Here is a 17,879-nt window from a genome sequence, read left to right as displayed (position 1 = left end):
CTGAAACTAAATAAGGAGTATTAGCTTATTATTTTTTATCTCTTCCAAAAACCAATTTTATCTTTTGATGTAAGAGATTGGATGTTTTTGTTTTTAAAAACATTCAATCCTAAAACTAAAATTATAAAAGTAAATTGGGGTTTTCATGATAAAAAAAGGAACGTTACTATTTGTTTTATTGCCTATTAGTCTTTTGTTTGCACAAGAACAAACCACTTTTTCAGGAACTATAGTTGACTCAAAGACTCTAAATCCATTGGAAAATATTGTGGTAAACATTCAAAATTCTTCCATAACACAATTAACTGATGCAAAGGGAAAGTTTGAATTACACTCTGCTATAAAGGGAGAACAATTATTATGGATACACAGTCAGGGCTATAAAGATCTTCTTTTAAAAATACAATCGAACCCGGGGCAAAAGGTTGAACTGGGGATTTTACCGTTAGAAGATAATTTTTCAGAGGAGACACCGGCAGCACTCATCACCTTATTAGACAGCGATTTTTTGGATGATAATAGTTCTTCCGAAATGACTTCAGGTCTTTTGCAATCTTCAAGAGATGCTTTTATGCAAGCTTCAGCTTTCAATTGGGGACAGGCCCGATTTAGAGTTCGGGGTCTGGACAGCGAAAATGGGACGATGATGCTTAACGGTATGGTCATGAATAAAATTTACGACGGAAGACCGCAATGGGGTAATTGGGGAGGTTTGAACAATGTATTGCGAAATCAGGAATTTTCAGTCGGAGCAGCCGCTTCAAGTTATACTTTTGGAGGAGTTTTAGGAACCCAGCAAATAAATACACGTGCTTCATTGTACAGAAAAAGTAGCCAGATTTCTTTTTCCGGGAGCAATACAGCCTACAATTGGCGGGCTATTGCTACTTATGCTTCCGGAATGAATGCTTCCGGTTGGGCTTATGTACTTTCAGCAGGAAAACGCTGGTCGGATGAAGGTTATTTTGACGGAACAAATTTCAAAGCAGAATCTTTTTTTATTAGTGTAGAAAAGAAACTGAATGACAACCATTCATTGAACTTTACAGGGTTTTATACGCCAAATTCAAGAGGGAAAAATTCGGCAAATACAGATGAAGTTGCCCAATTAACCAATGAGAAATACAATTCTTATTGGGGATTTCAAAACGGGAAAAAGAGAAATGCGCGAGTAAAAAGAGTAGAAGAACCGGTATTGATGCTAAATCATTATTACAAAATAAATGAGAAAACAAATCTGAATTCCAGTTTAATGTATCAATTCGGTCAGGTAGGAAACAGTACTATTGATTATCAAAACGCCCCCAGTCCTGATCCGGTGTATTATCAAAAATTGCCCAGTTATTACACCTCAATCTACGAAAAAGACAAAGGGGAGTTTTCGGGAGATTTCACTCCCGATTTTATAAGTGCCGAAAAGGCAAAAGCAAATTTTCTCGAAGACAGCCAAATCAATTGGGATGAATTATATCGTGCCAATCAGAAATCAATTTTAAATTCGGATGGAATAATTAACGGATTTGAGCCTGCACAAAGCCATTATGTTTTATACGAAGACCGGACAGCTGATAAAACCCTAGCTGCAAATTCAAATCTGAATATACAATTAACAGAGAATATTGCTTTTGACGGAGGAATTACTTTTAGAAATTTAAAGTCACATCAGTTTCAATATCTTTTAGATTTGTTGGGAGGGCAATATTTTGAAGACATTGATACATTTTACCAAGGCAATCAGTCGCAGTCCGATTTAAAAAATCCAAATCGTGAGGTAAAAGAAGGAGATATTTATGGTTACAATTATAATCTTTTTGCAACTACAATTGATGCTTTCACACAGTTTAAATTCAGTTATAATAAAACAGATTTTTATTTAGGACAGTCTTATTCTGTTTCCAATTACCAGAGAGAAGGATTGTATCAAAATGGGATTTATCCAACATCATCACTTGGAAAAAGTAACAAGGTGAATTTTGAAAATTTTGGTTTTAAAGTAGGTCTGACCTATAAAATTTCAGGAAAACAATGGCTGTTTTTTAACGGAATGCATCTTAGCAGAGCACCATCCTTACGAAACACGTTTTTAAATTCCAGATTGAATAATTCAATAGTCGACGGAATTGAAAATGAAAGTATAAGTAGTGCCGAAGGAAACTATGTTTTTCGTTCTCCAAATTTTAAAATTCGTTCTACAATTTATTATTCATTGATTAAAAATACGACCCGAACGTCCTTTTTCTTTGCTGAAGGAATTTTTGATCAGGGCGCAGCTTACAACAATACGGATGCATTTGTTAGTCAGACTTTAACACATCTGGACAAGAAAAATATTGGTATGGAGTTTAGTCTTGAATGGCAAATTTCATCAACTTTAAAAGTGACTTCATCTGCGGCATACGGTAATTATGTCTATAGCAGTAATCCTAATGTATCTATAACTAACGATGCAAATGTGTCGGAAGGCGGTACCCAGACCATTTTTGATTTTGGAAAATCCTATCTTAAAAACTACAAACAAGCGGGCATGCCCCAACAAGCTTATTCGATTGGATTAGAATACAGAGATCCTAAATTTTGGTGGCTGGGAGCGAATATTAATTATTTGTCCGAAGCTTATATTGACGTTTCGCCAATTGCACGGACCAATCGGTTTTATGTAAACGCGGTGAATGGTCACCTCTTTCCGGAAGCGACGGAAGAACGGACGGCTGCTTTACTGAAACAGGAAAAATTTAATCCGGTTTCATTATTAAATATTACAGGAGGAAAGTCCTGGCGTATCGCTCACAAATATATCGGGCTTTTCTGGAGTGTTAATAATGTTTTGAATGCGGTGTACAAAACAGGAGGTTTTGAGCAAGCCCGAAATGCCAATTTCAGAGCCCTTAATCAGGATGTTTCCAGCGGAACACCCTCATTTGGTTCTAAATATTATTATGGATATGGAAGAACTTATTTTGTGAACCTGACAATGAGTTTGTAAAATTTTAAAACCAATTTGAAATGAAAAAAAGATTATTAGTTTTCGGTTATGTATTCTTGTTGCCGATGATTTATAGCTGCAATAATGAAATTGAAATTCCAAAATTGGAATGTACACACCCCAATTTAGTTATTAATCAAAAGGTTCAGAAAGTCAAAGATTTTTCAGGGCCCGTTCCGAAACAATATGGTTACGATGATACTATTGAGGCCTATGTGGTGTCAAGCGATGAGGGAGGAAATTTCTTTAAAATACTTTTCCTGCAAACTATTGCAACGGATGAAACACCGGCAATAGGATTTAGTATTGCGGTTGATGTTACCAACACCTATATCGATTTTCGGGTAGGGAATAAAGTGTATATCAAATTAAAGAATCAGTTTACAGATTTATATTTTGGTGGTTTGCGTATCGGAAGTTTGTCTGTAAGCAATTCGGGAGATCCAACGATTGGCAGAATTTCGCAGACCGATTATAAAACTGTACTTAACGGGTCTTGTACAATAATGAATGAAAGTAAGCTGGTGCAAGTAATTTCTGTAGAAGAAGCACTAAATGATGATAAGCTTAATACGCTGGTGGAGTTAAGTGGAGTCCAGTTTGCGGAGGAAGCGATCGGTCGTCATTATTTTGAAGAGTCTAACAATGTAGGAGGTTCGACAAATTGGAACCTTCAGGATAAAAGTGGCAATCAGATTATTTTCAGAACAAGCAGTTATGCTGGTTTTGCTAATAAATTGGTACCGGAAGGGAGCGGAAAAGTGAGAGGAGTTTTGACCAAATACGGATCAGATTATCAACTAATGAGCAGATCAGAAAAAGATCTGGAAATGAACGGAAAAAGAGATATTCCGATTTTTGTGGAAGATTTTCAATCCGTGAAAAATAATGTGAATTTCACTTTGCCGGGTTGGAGTAACATTGTTGAGAAAGCTTCAAAATTATGGGAGAGTATGCTGTATGCCGGAAACGGTTATGCAGAGTTTAATACTACAAGTACAACCGCAGCCGAAAATGTTGCCTGGATGGTTACTCCAAAAATCAATTTGAGCGGTTATAAAAATGCAGTATTATCCTTTAGAAGCGCACAGCACGACTTAAAGATTGATTCGCCATCAAATGTGCTTGAAGTCTATGTTTCAACTAATTTCGATGGTTCTAGTGTAACCAAAGCAAAATGGACAAAACTAACAGCAAAATTTCCGTCATTGTCAACACCGTCCCGGGTTTTTATCAGTTCCGGAGCAATTGATTTATCTTCCTATTCAGGGAGTATTAATATTGCATTTAAATACCTAGGTTCGGGTAAGGATAAAACTTTGAATGGCGCTTTTATGGTTGATGATGTTAGAATTTTTGCTGAAAAATAAGGCTGTTTTTAATAGAGATTCAGTTAAGGTGTTGATTTTTAGACGATAATTTAATACGGTATTGTTTTTGAGATTTAAACGGTTAGATTTTAATAGAATTTTGTATTTTGGTCACCCCAAATCAATACAAATACCACTATGAAAATCTATTTTCTTGCCATCATCATGATGGTTTTCCCGTGTTTAGTACATAGTCAGAATCAGGATGCTAAACCTGTGAGACTGAAACAAATTAATATTGTAAAAACAAATTACCAGAATTCTAAAGATGGTGAAATTGTAAACAAAACAGTTGTTTTTAAAGACGGAAAAATACAAACCATTACTACTTCAGATGTCATTCAGCATTTCTTTTACAATACCAAAGGACTATTGGATATGACGGTTAAAGATAAGGTAGGAAGTGACTGGAAAGAAGTTGTGAATTATACGTATGATGCTGACAATAACATCACGAAGTTTGTTAAAAAATACCAGGAAGGTAACGATTATATTACCAAGGTAGTAACTTTTACCTACGAAGGAGCCAGAGTGAAGGTAATTACGAAAAAGAGCACTAATCACCAGAACTTAGTTGATGATATCGAGTATATTGTTGAAAATGGTGCTATTGTGCGACGTACTTCCCGAGACAGAAATAAAGCCATCATTGGTAAAATTGAATATGTTTACTTCAACGATAATGTCATAAAGCATAAAGGTTTGGTAGGAGATAAAATTTCGAAAAGTTTTATTTTTGATGATAAAAACTCTGTTGATGTTTTAATTGTTAAAAGCTTATTTGGAGACAATTATAAAGTGATTGTACCTATGATCTCCTATCATGAGGAAGAATTTAGCTTTGAATCCATCTCCCCTAATAACGAAATTGTTTTTAGCCCTTCCTCTACTGTCTTGGTCGGAGTGAGTAGAAAATACAAATACAACAAGTTGAACTTTCCAATCTCTTGTTCTCAGATAGAGGAGAATGGAATTGTAAAAACAGAAAAGACTTTTATTTACGAGTAACGTAAATTTTAAAACTGAAAAATCAAATCCCAAATCCCAAACTTCGATTAACAATTGGAATTTGGGATTTGGATTTTTTAAAGAATAAGGTAATTTTTCAAATACAGTTTAAAAAAGAAGTTCTATAAGTGTTAGTACCTTACAAATCATTAAATTTGCACCTTATTCAAAGCTATGTTAGAAAAAGAAGTTATAAATTTTGAGAGAACAGCCATTGTAGGTATTATAACTCAAAATCAAAGTGAAGAAAAACTTAACGAATATCTGGATGAATTAGAGTTTTTGACTTTTACCGCTGGAGGTGAAGTGATTAAGCGCTTTTCGCAAAAAATGGAACGTCCAAATCCGAAGACTTTTGTAGGGACAGGAAAAATAGATGAAATCAATCTTTTTGTAAAAGAAAACAATATATCGACGTTGATTTTTGATGACGAATTATCACCATCACAACAAAAGAATATTTCCAGAATTATTGATTGTAAAATTTTAGACCGAACGAATTTAATTCTGGATATTTTTGCACAAAGAGCAGAGACCTCTTATGCAAGAACACAGGTTGAGTTGGCACAATGTCAATATTTACTTCCCAGACTTTCAGGTTTATGGACACACCTTGAGCGTCAAAAAGGGGGTATTGGTATGCGTGGTCCGGGAGAAACCGAGATCGAAACGGACAGACGTATCGTGCGTGACCGAATTTCGTTATTAAAGGATAAAATTAAGACCATCGACAAACAAATGAGCATTCAGCGCAGTAATCGCGGTGCGATGGTTCGTGTGGCATTGGTAGGATATACCAATGTTGGAAAATCGACCCTTATGAATGCGATTGGTAAAAGTGATGTTTTTGTTGAAAATAAACTATTCGCAACTTTAGATACCACTGTTCGAAAAGTAGTGATTAAAAACTTACCGTTCTTATTATCAGATACCGTAGGTTTTATTAGAAAATTGCCAACGCAACTAGTAGATTCGTTTAAAAGTACACTCGATGAGGTGCGTGAAGCCGATTTATTATTGCATGTTGTAGATATTTCACACCCTGATTTTGAAGACCATATCGAATCGGTAAATCAAACTTTGTTAGAGATTAAGAGTAATGACAAACCAACTATTATGGTTTTTAATAAAATTGATGCCTACAAACATTTGACGATTGATGAAGATGATTTAATTACGGAGAGAACAAGAAGACATTATACTCTTGAGGAATGGAAACAGACCTGGATGAGTAATGTTGGAGAAGATAAAACACTGTTTATCTCGGCAACACAAAAACAGAATTTTGAAGAATTCAGAGAAATGGTTTACGAGGCAGTCCGCCAGATTCATATCACCAGATTTCCGTATAATAAGTTTTTGTATCCGGATTATAAAGATGCAATCGAAAAAGAAGAAGAATAAAAAAACGGCTTTTGAGTAATCAAAAGCCGTTTTGGTTTTTATTAGAAGCCGAAATTTATTCCTACGCCAAACACTTGTCTGGTTTGGAATCCACTGAAAGCATTATCGTCATAGATGGCCTGGAAGGATAAGTTTGCTGATAGAAATTTGTTAACTTTCATGATAACATTCAACGAATAGTTGATATCTACATTTTGCGGATCTCTTAAATAGTTAGAATACAAATTCAGGGTATTCTCGGCAGTTACGTTGGTCATAATAGCCAGTTTGTAATAAACTGAAGCATAAAACCCGAGTTCGTATAACATACTTTTATTAGCATCTACTCCAAAATAGGCTCCGTCTACATAAGGAAGCCCGGTTGCCTGATCAATTCCCGAAGTATAAGCGCGGTCTACAAAAGTAAATTTTGAAGTTAGAGGAGCAAAGTTTATTTTTAGATTCTCCGTTTTAGACCAGTAAATACCAGGTCCTGTAGTTAGATACCCCGGAGACATAAACTTGGTGTTTTCAGTTCGGATTTCCTTCCCGTTTACATCCTTCCCATAAAGATAACCGGTTGTAAATTGGGTTCTGAAATTTAAAAAGAAAGAATAATACCAATCTCCAAAAGCTTTCTTTCCTGCAATTGAATTAAATTCTAAACGGTCATCAGTCTTTTTTTCGAAATCGGCATTTTTAGTTTGCAAAAGACCATACGAAGCCAGAATCTTGTTGTCCCAGGTGAGATCGTCTTTTTTATAGTTAAAGTCATAATTGATTCCTAAAGTTCCGGAGAAGCTGTCTTCGCCCCCGGCAACCCAATTGTTAAAGCTCGATTGATTCAGTAAAAGAGACACAGTACCTTTTGCCTTCCATCCTTCATCTTCTATAGTATCATTTATTTTTTTTACTGCTTTTTCAGTATTCTGGATCAGTTCCTTTTCTGAATTTTGCGCATGAACAAAAGTAAAGTTTGCTAAAATAAGAAGTAATAACGCTAGCTTTTTCATGATATCTGGTTTAAATGTGTAAGAACAAATATACTAAATAATCGTTAAAAAGCCTTATGGGATGCAGTTGGTAAGGGGTGTTATTTCTTTGGTTCTTTGTATAAGGGTACCGCCGAACAAGCCTCGCCATACATGATACTTCTTGCAAAAGGTTGCAAATAGGTTGCTGCTAAAATGTAGGCACGGGTAGGTACAGGTTTACGGGAACAGCCTTTTACGATAACAGGTTTGCCTTTGTAGGGCGTGTAATCCAGTTTGCTTAATATTTCTTCGTATAAGCTTGATTCAAGATCTTCTATAGTCCCGTTTACCACTTTTTTAGCATATGGAGCCAAATGGATTGCAACCAGAATAGAAGACCAGGCAGGTACAATTGCATCTGTACTGCAATTTATAGCCACATATTGATCTTGATATTGCGACCAGTCGTGATTTTTTAAATGCTCTCTAAAGTCTTTTTCCTTTAATAAAAAACCTTCTAAAAGCCATTGTGATATATCGATTTGCACACGTGCTCCTTTTGGGTAATAATCTTCAAGATCAAAAACCTCCAAGGCACTATTGGCAACTTTATTGATGATTTCTTCCATAAGAAAATTTTGGTTTCAGGTTTCAAGTTTCAAGTTGAGTAACGTGAAACTTGAAACTTGAAACAAATATTAAAGCATTCCTAATTCTAATTTTGCTTCTTCGCTCATTAAGTCTTTGCTCCATGGCGGATCGAAAGTAATTTCAACATCAACATCTTTTATGTTTTCAATTGTTTTTACTTTTTCTTCTACTTCTCTTGGCAAACTTTCTGCGACAGGGCAGTTTGGAGAAGTTAAAGTCATTAAGATTTTTACTTCGTAATCGGTGTTGACCATTACATCGTAAATCAATCCCAGCTCGTATATGTCTACAGGAATTTCCGGATCGTAAATGCCTTTTAAAACCTTTACGATAGATTCTCCTAATTCGTTTGTGTCTATTTCTTGTTCCATTTTATTTTTTGTTTTTCAACGTAAATTTTTTTGTTTTACCATTAAGATATTAAGTATAAGCCTTTACGAAACTTAATGTCTTAATGATTTAATTTTTATTTTTTGCATCAAAAGCCAATGCGTACATTTTGATGTTTTTAATCATCGATACCAAACCATTCGCACGTGTTGCAGATAAATGTTCTTTTAGACCAATTTCGTCAATAAAATCAACATCGGCACTTAAAATATCGGATGCTTTTTGATTGGAGAATGTACGAATTAAAATCGCGATAATACCTTTAGTCAGGATGGCATCACTATCGGCAGTAAAGACAATGCTGTCTTCTTTTTGTTCCCCTTGCAGCCAAACTTTAGACTGACATCCTTTGATTAAATTGTCGTCGGTTTTATATTCTTCTTTGATTAACGGAAGACTTTTTCCTAATTCGATGATGTACTCGTAACGTTGCATCCAATCATCAAACATTGAAAATTCGTCGATTATTTCGTTTTGTATTTCTTTTATCGTCATAATTATTTTTTCGTAAAATCCAGTAGCAAATTTACCAAATTTTCTATCTCTTTTGGAGGGTATCCATCATCGAAACCCTGAGTTTCATATATTTTCTGATTCTGAGTGACTTTTAAATTTCCCAGAGCAGCTCCATCATGAAAGCGTTTTTGTGTTGGGCCTTTTAAGTCCGGAATAGTTTTGAGATTGATTTTTGAAAATTCAGCTACAATCTGCTTCCATTTGAAATCATCTATTTTGCTCTCTACCGGCTGAGCATTGCGGCCATTGGTTACTGAAACTGTTTTATTCTGTACCACTATTACTTTGTAAGTGCCTCGGGAAACTGCAGAGTATTCAATTTCGGTAGCTTTCATGTCGGCTTTTTTTTGGCTGGAACAGCTTGTTCCAATAAAAAAGGTTAAGAGCAACAAAGATAATATCCTCATAAAAGATTTTTTTAGCTTAACATAGCTTTCGCTTTTTTAATGGCCTCAACCATTATGTCAATTTCTTCTTTGGTATTGTAAAAAGAAAATGAAGCACGGATCGTTCCCGGAATGCAGAAAAAATTCATGATTGGCTGTGCACAATGATGTCCGGTTCTCACTGCGATTCCCAGTTTGTCGATAATGGAACCAATATCGTACGGATGAATTCCATCAATATTAAACGAAATCACGGAAGCTTTATTTTTTCCGGTTCCGTAAATTTTCAATCCTTCGATTTCTAATAAACGTTTGGTTGCGTGCTGTAATAAATGTGTTTCGTGCTGATGAATGTTATGAAAACCAATATGGTTCAAATAATCAACAGCCGTTCCTAGAACAATTCCACCCGCAATATTAGGAGTTCCTGCTTCAAATTTATGAGGTAAATCGGCATAAGTCGTTTTCTCAAAAGTAACTTCTTTGATCATTTCACCGCCACCTTGATAGGGAGGTAATTTATTGAGCCATTCTTCTTTTCCATAAAGAATTCCGGTTCCCGTTGGTCCGCACATTTTATGCCCTGAAAAAGCATAAAAATCACAATCTAAATCCTGAACATCAGGTTTTAAATGTGGAACGGCCTGTGCACCATCGATCAAAACAGCAGCGCCAACAGCATGAGCCTTTTCGATCATGTATTTGATCGGATTGATAATTCCCAATGCGTTCGAGATATGGTTTACCGTTACCACTTTTGTCTTTTCTGACAATAAGGCATCATAAGCTTCTATTATTAGTTCACCTTCTTCATTCATTGGAATAACTTTAAGAGTTGCTCCTGTTTTCTCGCATAACATTTGCCAAGGTACGATGTTACTGTGATGCTCTAATGAAGAAACAATAACTTCATCTCCGGGTTTTAAAATAGAAGCAAAACCATTGGTTACTAAGTTAATTCCGTGAGTTGTTCCGGAAGTAAAAAGTACTTCGTGCGAGAATTTCGCATTGATATGATGTTGGATTTTTACTCTTGAAATTTCGTAAGCATCAGTCGCCAATTGGCTTAAAGTATGAACACCACGATGAATGTTGGCATTTATTTCCTGATAATACTTTGCGATCGCATCAATCACAACTTGTGGTTTTTGTGAAGTTGCGCCGTTGTCGAAATATACTAAAGGTTTTCCGTTCACTTTTTCTGAAAGTATCGGAAAATCAGCTCTTATTTTTTGGATGTCTAACATGTCTTATTTAGAAAAATTCTACCTACAAAAGTACTAAAACAAAATGGGTTTATCCATTAAAACTATAATTTCCTTTTATGATGCTATCAATTGAACGGTTGCTTGTAGATTCTTTAAAAATTGAGTCATTTTTTTATATTTCATGAATTTTATTTCTGGAATAAGTTGTATAATCTTGATGGTAAATTATTTATATTGCATTAAAAATAGCATTAGTCATATGAAAAGAATTCTTAAATTACTTGTACTTGTTTTAGTTCTTGCCTTTTTGTATTTCGGGTTTACTACTTATCCTAAACTGGATTTGATTTCAGGCTTCTCGGCTAAGAGTGTTGCATCAGGTCATTTTATTGACAATCGTTCCAAGGAATTAATCGAAAAAACGGATAATGATATCCACATGATTGATTTAGCGGAGAATACTATTGATGATGCCGGTAAGTTTGCTGTTTCTACAGTTTATGGATTGAAAGAAAGAAAAGCAATTTACAGAGAAGGACTGGGCGCTACTTTGATTGACAATGATTATGATATTTCGAAGCCGTACCTGCTTCCAAAAAGAACAAAATTGGTTAACAATCTTTCTTTTCCTTATGGGAATAAAGAACCAAAGGATACCACTTTTTCAAATATTGACTATGCCAAACTGAAAAAGGCTGTTGACGGTTCGTTTGATGTAAAAGGCCAAAAGAATAAACGTTCGCGTGCCGTGGTAGTGGTGTATAAAGACAAATTAATTGCTGAAAAATACGATACCGGTTTTAATAAAGACAGTAAAATTTTAGGATGGTCGATGACTAAAAGTATCACCAGTTCGGCTTTTGGCGTTTTGGCGAAACAACGGAAAATTGACATTTATAAACCTGCTCCGATTGCGGAATGGCGAAATGATGATCGTAAAAATATTACCGTTAATGATTTGCTTCATATGAACTCTGGTTTAGAATGGGAGGAAGATTATACTAAAATTTGTGATGCGACAGAAATGCTTTTTCAGGCAGAAGATATGGGGAAAGTGCAAATGGATAAACCCGCTAAATTTAAACCTAATACACATTGGTATTACTCTTCGGGAACCACTAATCTATTGTGCCGAATTTTAAGAGGTCAGTTTAAGACACAACAGGAGTATCTTGATTTCTGGTACAGTGCCTTGATTGATAAAATTGGGATGAACTCGATGATTGTAGAGCAGGATATGTCGGGAATTTTTGTAGGATCTTCTTATGCGTGGGCAACAGCGAGAGACTGGTCAAAATTCGGACTGCTGTATTTGCATAAGGGAAACTGGAACGGAGAGCAGGTCTTAGAGGAGAGCTGGGTAAAGTATACCGCAACTCCAACGAATACTTCAAATGGAGGTTATGGAGCTCAGTTTTGGTTAAATGCCGGAGGGAAGTTTCCCGATGCGCCTCGTGATATGTTTTATTGTAATGGCTATCAGGGACAAATGGTAGCGATTATTCCGTCTCTGGATATGGTAATTGTTAGGATGGGAGTGAATGAAGGAGATCATTATTTTGATTTTAATGAATTTTTGAAGGAGATCATTTCTTCAATAAAAAAATAAATTTAACCGCAAAGATGCCAAGTAAAAAGCGCAAAGTTCGCAAAGTTTAAAACTAAACCCTGCGAACTTTGCGTAACTCTTTGGAACCTTGCGGTTAAATCATTTTACAAATCAAATCCTAAATTAACGCCTAATTTTGTAGCGATGATTTTAGTAATTCGTTGTTTTAATTCCGGTATTTTAATGCTTTCAATTACGGCATTTGAGAAGGCGTACATCAATAATGCTTTTGCTTCTTTTTTCGGGATTCCGCGTGACTGCATGTAGAACATTGCTGTTTCGTCTAATTGTCCAACTGTACAACCGTGAGAACATTTTACGTCATCGGCAAAAATTTCCAATTGCGGCTTGGCGTTGATCGTAGCTTTGTCACTCAATAAAATGTTGTTGCTTTTTTGAAAAGCATTTGTTTTTTGAGCTTCTTTCTCTACTAAAACTTTTCCGTTGAAAACTCCTGTTGAACGATCAGAGAAAATTCCTTTATAATCCTGGAAACTTTCGCAATTTGGCGTTGCGTGATTCACTAAAGTATAATGATCAACGTGCTGTTTGTCGTTTAGGATCGAGATTCCGTTAAGTGTACTTGTCAGTCTTTCACCAAAATGATAAAAGTTTAAGTTGTTACGGGTTAGGTTTCCTCCAAATGAAAAGGTATGAACATAAGCATGACTTTCCTGTTGTTGAGAAACGTAAGTGTTGTCTACTAAATTCGCTTCGCTATTGTCGTTTTGAATTTTATAATAATCAACAATGGCACGTTTTTGAGCGAAAATCTCTGTAACCGAATTGGTCAGAACGGGATTCTCGTTCAAACTTTGGTGACGCTCGATAATCTGAACATGTGAGTTTTCACCAACAATAATCAGATTTCTAGGCTGAACCATTAATGCAGCTTCATTACCTGTAGAGAAATACATAATTTCAATAGGTTTGTCGGCAACTTTCTTTTTTGGGATATTGATGAAGGCCCCTTCACTTGCAAAGGCAGTATTCAACGAAGTCAAACTATCGTCTTTACTTGCAATCTGATTGAAGTAGGTATCAATGATCATTTTATATTTTGGTTTGGTCAATGCCGAAGACATTAAACAAACATCGATTCCGTCATGTGTAGTTGAAGACAAATGCGAGCTAAAAATACTATCGATGAACACTAATTTATAAGTGTCGATTTCATGTAAAAAATATTTCTTTACCTGATTAAATTCGATTGCACTTTCCTGCTTAGGAAAAACCGTAAAGTCATTTTTTAAGATGGCGTTTAACGATGTGTATTTCCAAGCTTCTTCCTTTTTGGTTGGGAAACCTTTATTTTCAAAGTTTTTTAGTGCTTTGGTGCGAATGTCATGCAAATCTGAATGTACATCGACACGCTCTTCAAAAGCCATAAAAGACGATACTAATTTTTCTTTTAAATCCATTTTTCTTTTGTTTCCTTCGGAGTTTCAGGTTTCAAGTTTCAGCTTGTTTGCCGGAACTTAATTCCTTTGAATCCTTTTGTTTCAGGTTTAAAGTTTCACGTTTAATCTACTGAAACTTATTTCCTTTGAAATCTTTTTTATTTAGATAAGAGATAAAGTTTTTTATTTTACCGCTTAAATTTTCATAATCTGTTTTTAAAGCCTCAAATTTTTGTTCCGAAACGTATTCAAAATCAAAAATTCTGTATAATTGTGATCTTGTTTCTCCGGCTGAACCTTTTGCGATGGATAAGAATTGTCTAAATTCTAAGTTTCCATCCCTTTCGAAACCCTCAGCAATGTTATCCATTACTGAGCCAGAAGAAGCTTTTATTTGATTTTTAAATCTGAGATCTGATCTTAACTCAGTGTGAATTGCAATAAGATGAATTTCTTTCGCTAATCGTCGAGCTTCTTTCCAAATTTCTAAATCTTCAAATCGAGATATTGTCGCCATAATTTCTGTTTAAATAATTTAAGTTTAAACTTACAAAACATAAATCAACTTGAAACTAAAAAAACATGAAACCTGAAACAAAAATTTAATTCTCCGCTTTAATCCAGTCGTATCCTTTTTCTTCCAATTCGTAGGCTAGTTCTTTTCCTCCAGATTTTACGATTCTTCCGTTGTAAAGAACGTGAACGAAATCCGGAACAATATAGTCTAATAAACGTTGGTAGTGCGTGATTACGATGATAGCGTTTTTCTCGCTTTTCAATTTGTTAACACCATTGGCAACAATTCTAAGGGCATCGATATCAAGACCCGAATCTGTTTCGTCAAGGATGGCTAATTTTGGCTCTAACATTGCCATTTGAAAAATCTCATTTCTTTTTTTCTCTCCTCCGGAAAATCCTTCGTTAAGAGAACGTGACAGAAATTTACGGTCGATTTCTAACAATTCAGATTTCTCACGAATCACTTTCAGCATTTCGTTTGCAGGCATTTCTTCCTGACCGTTAGCTTTACGGGTTTCATTGATGGCAGTTTTCATGAAGTTAGTTACGCTAACTCCCGGAATTTCTACAGGATATTGAAAAGAAAGGAAAACTCCTTTGTGTGCTCTTTCTTCAGGAGCAAGATCAGCAAGATCTTCTCCGTCAAGGAAAACTTCTCCGTCAGTAACTTCATAGTTTTCGTTTCCGGCAATTACAGCCGAAAGTGTACTTTTTCCTGAACCGTTTGGTCCCATGATAGCGTGTACTTCGCCAGCTTTTACTTCTATATTAATTCCTTTAAGGATTTCTTTATCACCAATTGAGGCGTGAAGGTTTTTTATTGATAACATTGTCTTTTTATTTTATATAAATGTCAATTCTATTTTTGTTGTTTCGTTTAGGATGTTAGCATTAAAATGCGCGTGTCCTAAATATTCCATGCCTAGATAATCGGCTGATTTTTTGAACGGAATGTAAAAACTCTCTTCAATTTCATTATCGTGTGAATTGGAGATCACACCAATTTTCTTCCCTCTGAGTTTTCTTCCGGTTTCTTTTTCAATTCGGATTAAATCCGAAAAGCGGTCAAAGAATACCTTCATGATTCCACTCATGTTATACCAATATATAGGCGTTGCAAAAATTAAAGTGTCATACTTCTCGATGATACCTTTTATTAAAGGAAAAAAATCATCTTCTCTGTTTTTACTTTCGTAATCATAATAGGAAATATTATAATCACTCAGATTAATTACTTCTATTCCGGTTTCTTTAGAAATTTCATCCGCGATTCTGGTTGTATTTCCGTTTTTTCTGGAGGAACCTAAAATGATTACTTTTTTATCTTCCATCTCGCAATTAACCAACAGATCCTTCTAAAGAAATTTCTAATAATTTTTGAGCTTCAACTGCAAATTCCATTGGTAATTTGTTCAATACATCTTTACTGAAACCGTTTACAATTAGGGCGATTGCTTTTTCAGTAGGGATACCTCTCTGGTTGCAGTAAAAAACCTGATCTTCTCCAATTTTACTTGTTGTTGCTTCGTGCTCTATTTTGGCTGATGGATTTTTACTTTCAATATATGGGAAAGTATGTGCACCACAATTGTTCCCCATTAAAAGAGAATCACATTGTGAAAAGTTTCTGGCATTTTCAGCTCTTGGGCTAATTTGAACTAGTCCGCGGTAGCTGTTTTGTGATTTACCGGCTGAGATACCTTTAGAAATAATAGTCGATTTAGTATTTTTTCCTAAATGGATCATTTTAGTTCCGGTATCAGCTTGTTGGTAATTATTGGTAACGGCAATTGAATAAAATTCTCCAACCGAATTGTCTCCTTTAAGTACACAAGAAGGATATTTCCAGGTTACAGCAGAACCAGTTTCAACCTGTGTCCATGAAATTTTAGCATTTGTTTCGCATAAACCTCTTTTGGTAACGAAGTTATAAACACCACCTTTTCCTTCTTTGTTTCCAGGGAACCAGTTTTGAACGGTAGAATATTTAATTTCAGCGTCGTCTAAAGCGATTAGTTCAACTACAGCAGCGTGCAATTGATTTTCGTCACGGCTTGGAGCGGTACAGCCTTCAAGGTATGAAACGTAACTTCCTTCATCAGCAATAACTAGTGTTCTCTCGAACTGGCCAGTTCCTGCCTGATTGATTCTGAAATAAGTGGAAAGTTCCATTGGGCAACGAACGCCTTTTGGGATATAGCAAAAACTTCCGTCAGAGAAAACAGCTGAGTTTAAGGCAGCATAGAAGTTGTCTTTTTGAGGTACAACAGTTCCTAAGTATTTTTTAACTAATTCAGGGTGTTCTTTTATAGCTTCTGAAATTGGACAAAAAATAATTCCTTTTTCAGCAAGAGTTTTTTTGAAAGTCGTAGCTACAGAAACAGAATCGACTACAATATCCATAGCGACATTGTTCATCATTTTTTGTTCATCGACAGAGATACCTAACTTTTTGTACATTTCTAAAAGTTCAGGATCTACATCGTCCAAAGTTTTGTTTGGATCTACTTGTTTTGGAGCAGAATAGTATGAAATGGCTTGGAAATCGGGTTTTTCATAATGTACATTTGCCCATTCCGGTTCAATCATTTCTTTCCAGGCACGAAAAGCTTCAATGCGCCAGTCGGTCATCCACTGAGGTTCTTCTTTTTTAAGGGAAATAGCTCTTACGATGTCTTCGTTTAAGCCAATAGGAAATGTCTCCGATTCAATATCAGTATAAAACCCGTATTCGTATTCTTTAGTTTCGAGTTCGATTTTTAAATCGTCTTCTGTGTATTTGCTCATTGTTTCTTTATTGAAAGATTCAAAAATTGAAGGATTTAAATACTATCACTTCTGTAATTTTTAAATCTTTAAATTTTGCAATCGTTTAATTATTTTATAGTGAAAAAGATTCTCCGCAACCACAAGTTCTGCTTGCATTCGGATTATTGAATACAAAACCTTTTCCGTTTAATCCACCTGAAAATTCAAGAATTGTTCCGGCCAGATATAGAAATGATTTTTTTTCAACTGCAATTGTTATGTCGTTGTCTACAAATATTTTATCGTCGTCGCCTTTGGTTTTGTCGAATTTTAAATCATAAGACAAACCAGAGCATCCACCGCTTTTTACGCCTACTCTTACGTAGTCGCTAGCAGCATCAAAACCATCTTCTCTCATCAAATCGATGATTTTATTTTTGGCAGTATCAGAAACTTTTATCATTGTTTATCGTGTTTATTTTTGCTTTCACCTCAATTTTGCTCTTAAAAATAGTAATCCGAAGATTACGATTTTAAAGTGCTGTCTTTCAATGTTGAAATGAAATTATCGGCAAAGATACGACTTAAAAACCTTTTTCCATAACGGTTCACATTATTATAACAAATGTTAAAATAGATATATGTTATATTGATAAAAGAATGAGACTTTATTATTGTTTTTTGAAGACTTTATGATGGTTTGTTGTAAAAATGAAATAGTATTTCCTAGTTTT

The 17,879-nt window shown here is 35.2% G+C and carries 17 protein-coding genes; 5 read left to right on the top strand and 12 right to left on the bottom strand.

Annotated features, from left to right (window positions below; all coding sequences use genetic code 11):
* Positions 1-145: 145 nt before the first annotated feature.
* From BHE19_RS04590 to hflX, 4 genes are all read left to right on the top strand, one after another.
* Entirely contained in the window at positions 146-2,983 is a 2,838-nt protein-coding gene (locus BHE19_RS04590) for a carboxypeptidase-like regulatory domain-containing protein (protein WP_070906145.1), read from the top strand.
* Positions 2,984-3,003: 20 nt separating this feature from the next.
* Positions 3,004-4,353, top strand: coding sequence for a DUF5689 domain-containing protein (locus tag BHE19_RS04585; protein ID WP_070906144.1), 1,350 nt, complete (start codon positions 3,004-3,006; stop codon positions 4,351-4,353).
* Between the two features lie 138 nt (positions 4,354-4,491).
* The gene (locus tag BHE19_RS04580; protein ID WP_017494556.1) at positions 4,492-5,361 is read left to right on the top strand and encodes a hypothetical protein; all 870 of its coding nucleotides are present in this window, start codon (positions 4,492-4,494) and stop codon (positions 5,359-5,361) included.
* Between the two features lie 174 nt (positions 5,362-5,535).
* Positions 5,536-6,765: a GTPase HflX gene (gene hflX / locus BHE19_RS04575; protein WP_017494557.1), complete on the top strand. Its 1,230-nt coding sequence runs from the start codon at positions 5,536-5,538 to the stop codon at positions 6,763-6,765.
* Between the two features lie 41 nt (positions 6,766-6,806).
* Here the strand turns inward: hflX and BHE19_RS04570 are convergent, their stop codons facing one another.
* The 6 genes from BHE19_RS04570 to BHE19_RS04545 form a co-directional block, all read right to left on the bottom strand.
* A complete protein-coding gene (locus BHE19_RS04570) occupies positions 6,807-7,757 on the bottom strand; it encodes a DUF3078 domain-containing protein (protein WP_070906143.1) in 951 nt (316 codons plus the stop codon).
* Positions 7,758-7,837: 80 nt separating this feature from the next.
* Complete coding sequence (locus BHE19_RS04565; protein WP_070906142.1) at positions 7,838-8,347, bottom strand: DUF2480 family protein; 510 nt, start codon at positions 8,345-8,347, stop codon at positions 7,838-7,840.
* 69 nt (positions 8,348-8,416) lie between these two features.
* Positions 8,417-8,740, bottom strand: a complete 324-nt coding sequence (locus BHE19_RS04560) for an SUF system Fe-S cluster assembly protein (protein ID WP_017494560.1) — start codon at positions 8,738-8,740, stop codon at positions 8,417-8,419.
* A gap of 88 nt (positions 8,741-8,828) precedes the next feature.
* Positions 8,829-9,254, bottom strand: coding sequence for a SufE family protein (locus BHE19_RS04555; RefSeq protein WP_070906141.1), 426 nt, complete (start codon positions 9,252-9,254; stop codon positions 8,829-8,831).
* A 2-nt stretch (positions 9,255-9,256) separates the two neighbouring features.
* Complete coding sequence (locus tag BHE19_RS04550; protein ID WP_070906140.1) at positions 9,257-9,682, bottom strand: hypothetical protein; 426 nt, start codon at positions 9,680-9,682, stop codon at positions 9,257-9,259.
* 11 nt (positions 9,683-9,693) lie between these two features.
* The gene (locus BHE19_RS04545) at positions 9,694-10,908 is read right to left on the bottom strand and encodes an aminotransferase class V-fold PLP-dependent enzyme (protein WP_017494563.1); all 1,215 of its coding nucleotides are present in this window, start codon (positions 10,906-10,908) and stop codon (positions 9,694-9,696) included.
* A 220-nt stretch (positions 10,909-11,128) separates the two neighbouring features.
* On the opposite strand from BHE19_RS04545, the gene BHE19_RS04540 reads away from it, so the two are divergent.
* Positions 11,129-12,478 carry a serine hydrolase domain-containing protein gene (locus BHE19_RS04540; RefSeq protein WP_070906139.1) on the top strand — a complete coding sequence of 450 codons (1,350 nt, stop codon included), beginning with the start codon at positions 11,129-11,131 and terminating at the stop codon, positions 12,476-12,478.
* A 104-nt stretch (positions 12,479-12,582) separates the two neighbouring features.
* On the opposite strand, the gene sufD is transcribed toward BHE19_RS04540, so the two are convergent.
* The 6 genes from sufD to BHE19_RS04510 form a co-directional block, all read right to left on the bottom strand.
* A complete protein-coding gene (gene sufD, locus BHE19_RS04535) occupies positions 12,583-13,899 on the bottom strand; it encodes a Fe-S cluster assembly protein SufD (RefSeq protein WP_070906138.1) in 1,317 nt (438 codons plus the stop codon).
* A 106-nt stretch (positions 13,900-14,005) separates the two neighbouring features.
* Complete coding sequence (locus BHE19_RS04530; protein WP_070906137.1) at positions 14,006-14,395, bottom strand: four helix bundle protein; 390 nt, start codon at positions 14,393-14,395, stop codon at positions 14,006-14,008.
* A gap of 85 nt (positions 14,396-14,480) precedes the next feature.
* Positions 14,481-15,227, bottom strand: a complete 747-nt coding sequence (gene sufC, locus BHE19_RS04525; protein WP_017494567.1) for a Fe-S cluster assembly ATPase SufC — start codon at positions 15,225-15,227, stop codon at positions 14,481-14,483.
* Positions 15,228-15,239: 12 nt separating this feature from the next.
* The gene (locus BHE19_RS04520; protein ID WP_070906136.1) at positions 15,240-15,728 is read right to left on the bottom strand and encodes a flavodoxin family protein; all 489 of its coding nucleotides are present in this window, start codon (positions 15,726-15,728) and stop codon (positions 15,240-15,242) included.
* 7 nt (positions 15,729-15,735) lie between these two features.
* Entirely contained in the window at positions 15,736-17,184 is a 1,449-nt protein-coding gene (sufB, locus tag BHE19_RS04515; RefSeq protein WP_017494569.1) for a Fe-S cluster assembly protein SufB, read from the bottom strand.
* Positions 17,185-17,278: 94 nt separating this feature from the next.
* Entirely contained in the window at positions 17,279-17,608 is a 330-nt protein-coding gene (locus tag BHE19_RS04510; RefSeq protein WP_017494570.1) for a HesB/IscA family protein, read from the bottom strand.
* Between the last annotated feature and the right edge of the window lie 271 nt (positions 17,609-17,879).

The organism is Flavobacterium tructae, from assembly GCF_001853485.1.
GTDB classification, from domain to species: Bacteria; Bacteroidota; Bacteroidia; order Flavobacteriales; family Flavobacteriaceae; genus Flavobacterium; species Flavobacterium tructae.
This window is presented reverse-complemented; position numbering and strand designations above follow the sequence as displayed.

Coding starts and splice junctions, on each gene's coding strand:
- BHE19_RS04570 (WP_070906143.1), bottom strand. CDS start 7,757: ATGAAAAAGCTAGCGTTATTACTTCTTATTTTAGCAAACTTTACTTTT.
- BHE19_RS04550 (WP_070906140.1), bottom strand. CDS start 9,682: ATGAGGATATTATCTTTGTTGCTCTTAACCTTTTTTATTGGAACAAGC.
- hflX (WP_017494557.1), top strand. CDS start 5,536: ATGTTAGAAAAAGAAGTTATAAATTTTGAGAGAACAGCCATTGTAGGT.
- BHE19_RS04530 (WP_070906137.1), bottom strand. CDS start 14,395: ATGGCGACAATATCTCGATTTGAAGATTTAGAAATTTGGAAAGAAGCT.
- BHE19_RS04510 (WP_017494570.1), bottom strand. CDS start 17,608: ATGATAAAAGTTTCTGATACTGCCAAAAATAAAATCATCGATTTGATG.
- BHE19_RS04555 (WP_070906141.1), bottom strand. CDS start 9,254: ATGACGATAAAAGAAATACAAAACGAAATAATCGACGAATTTTCAATG.
- sufB (WP_017494569.1), bottom strand. CDS start 17,184: ATGAGCAAATACACAGAAGACGATTTAAAAATCGAACTCGAAACTAAA.
- BHE19_RS04560 (WP_017494560.1), bottom strand. CDS start 8,740: ATGGAACAAGAAATAGACACAAACGAATTAGGAGAATCTATCGTAAAG.
- BHE19_RS04540 (WP_070906139.1), top strand. CDS start 11,129: ATGAAAAGAATTCTTAAATTACTTGTACTTGTTTTAGTTCTTGCCTTT.
- BHE19_RS04520 (WP_070906136.1), bottom strand. CDS start 15,728: ATGGAAGATAAAAAAGTAATCATTTTAGGTTCCTCCAGAAAAAACGGA.
- sufC (WP_017494567.1), bottom strand. CDS start 15,227: ATGTTATCAATAAAAAACCTTCACGCCTCAATTGGTGATAAAGAAATC.
- BHE19_RS04590 (WP_070906145.1), top strand. CDS start 146: ATGATAAAAAAAGGAACGTTACTATTTGTTTTATTGCCTATTAGTCTT.
- sufD (WP_070906138.1), bottom strand. CDS start 13,899: ATGGATTTAAAAGAAAAATTAGTATCGTCTTTTATGGCTTTTGAAGAG.
- BHE19_RS04585 (WP_070906144.1), top strand. CDS start 3,004: ATGAAAAAAAGATTATTAGTTTTCGGTTATGTATTCTTGTTGCCGATG.
- BHE19_RS04565 (WP_070906142.1), bottom strand. CDS start 8,347: ATGGAAGAAATCATCAATAAAGTTGCCAATAGTGCCTTGGAGGTTTTT.
- BHE19_RS04580 (WP_017494556.1), top strand. CDS start 4,492: ATGAAAATCTATTTTCTTGCCATCATCATGATGGTTTTCCCGTGTTTA.
- BHE19_RS04545 (WP_017494563.1), bottom strand. CDS start 10,908: ATGTTAGACATCCAAAAAATAAGAGCTGATTTTCCGATACTTTCAGAA.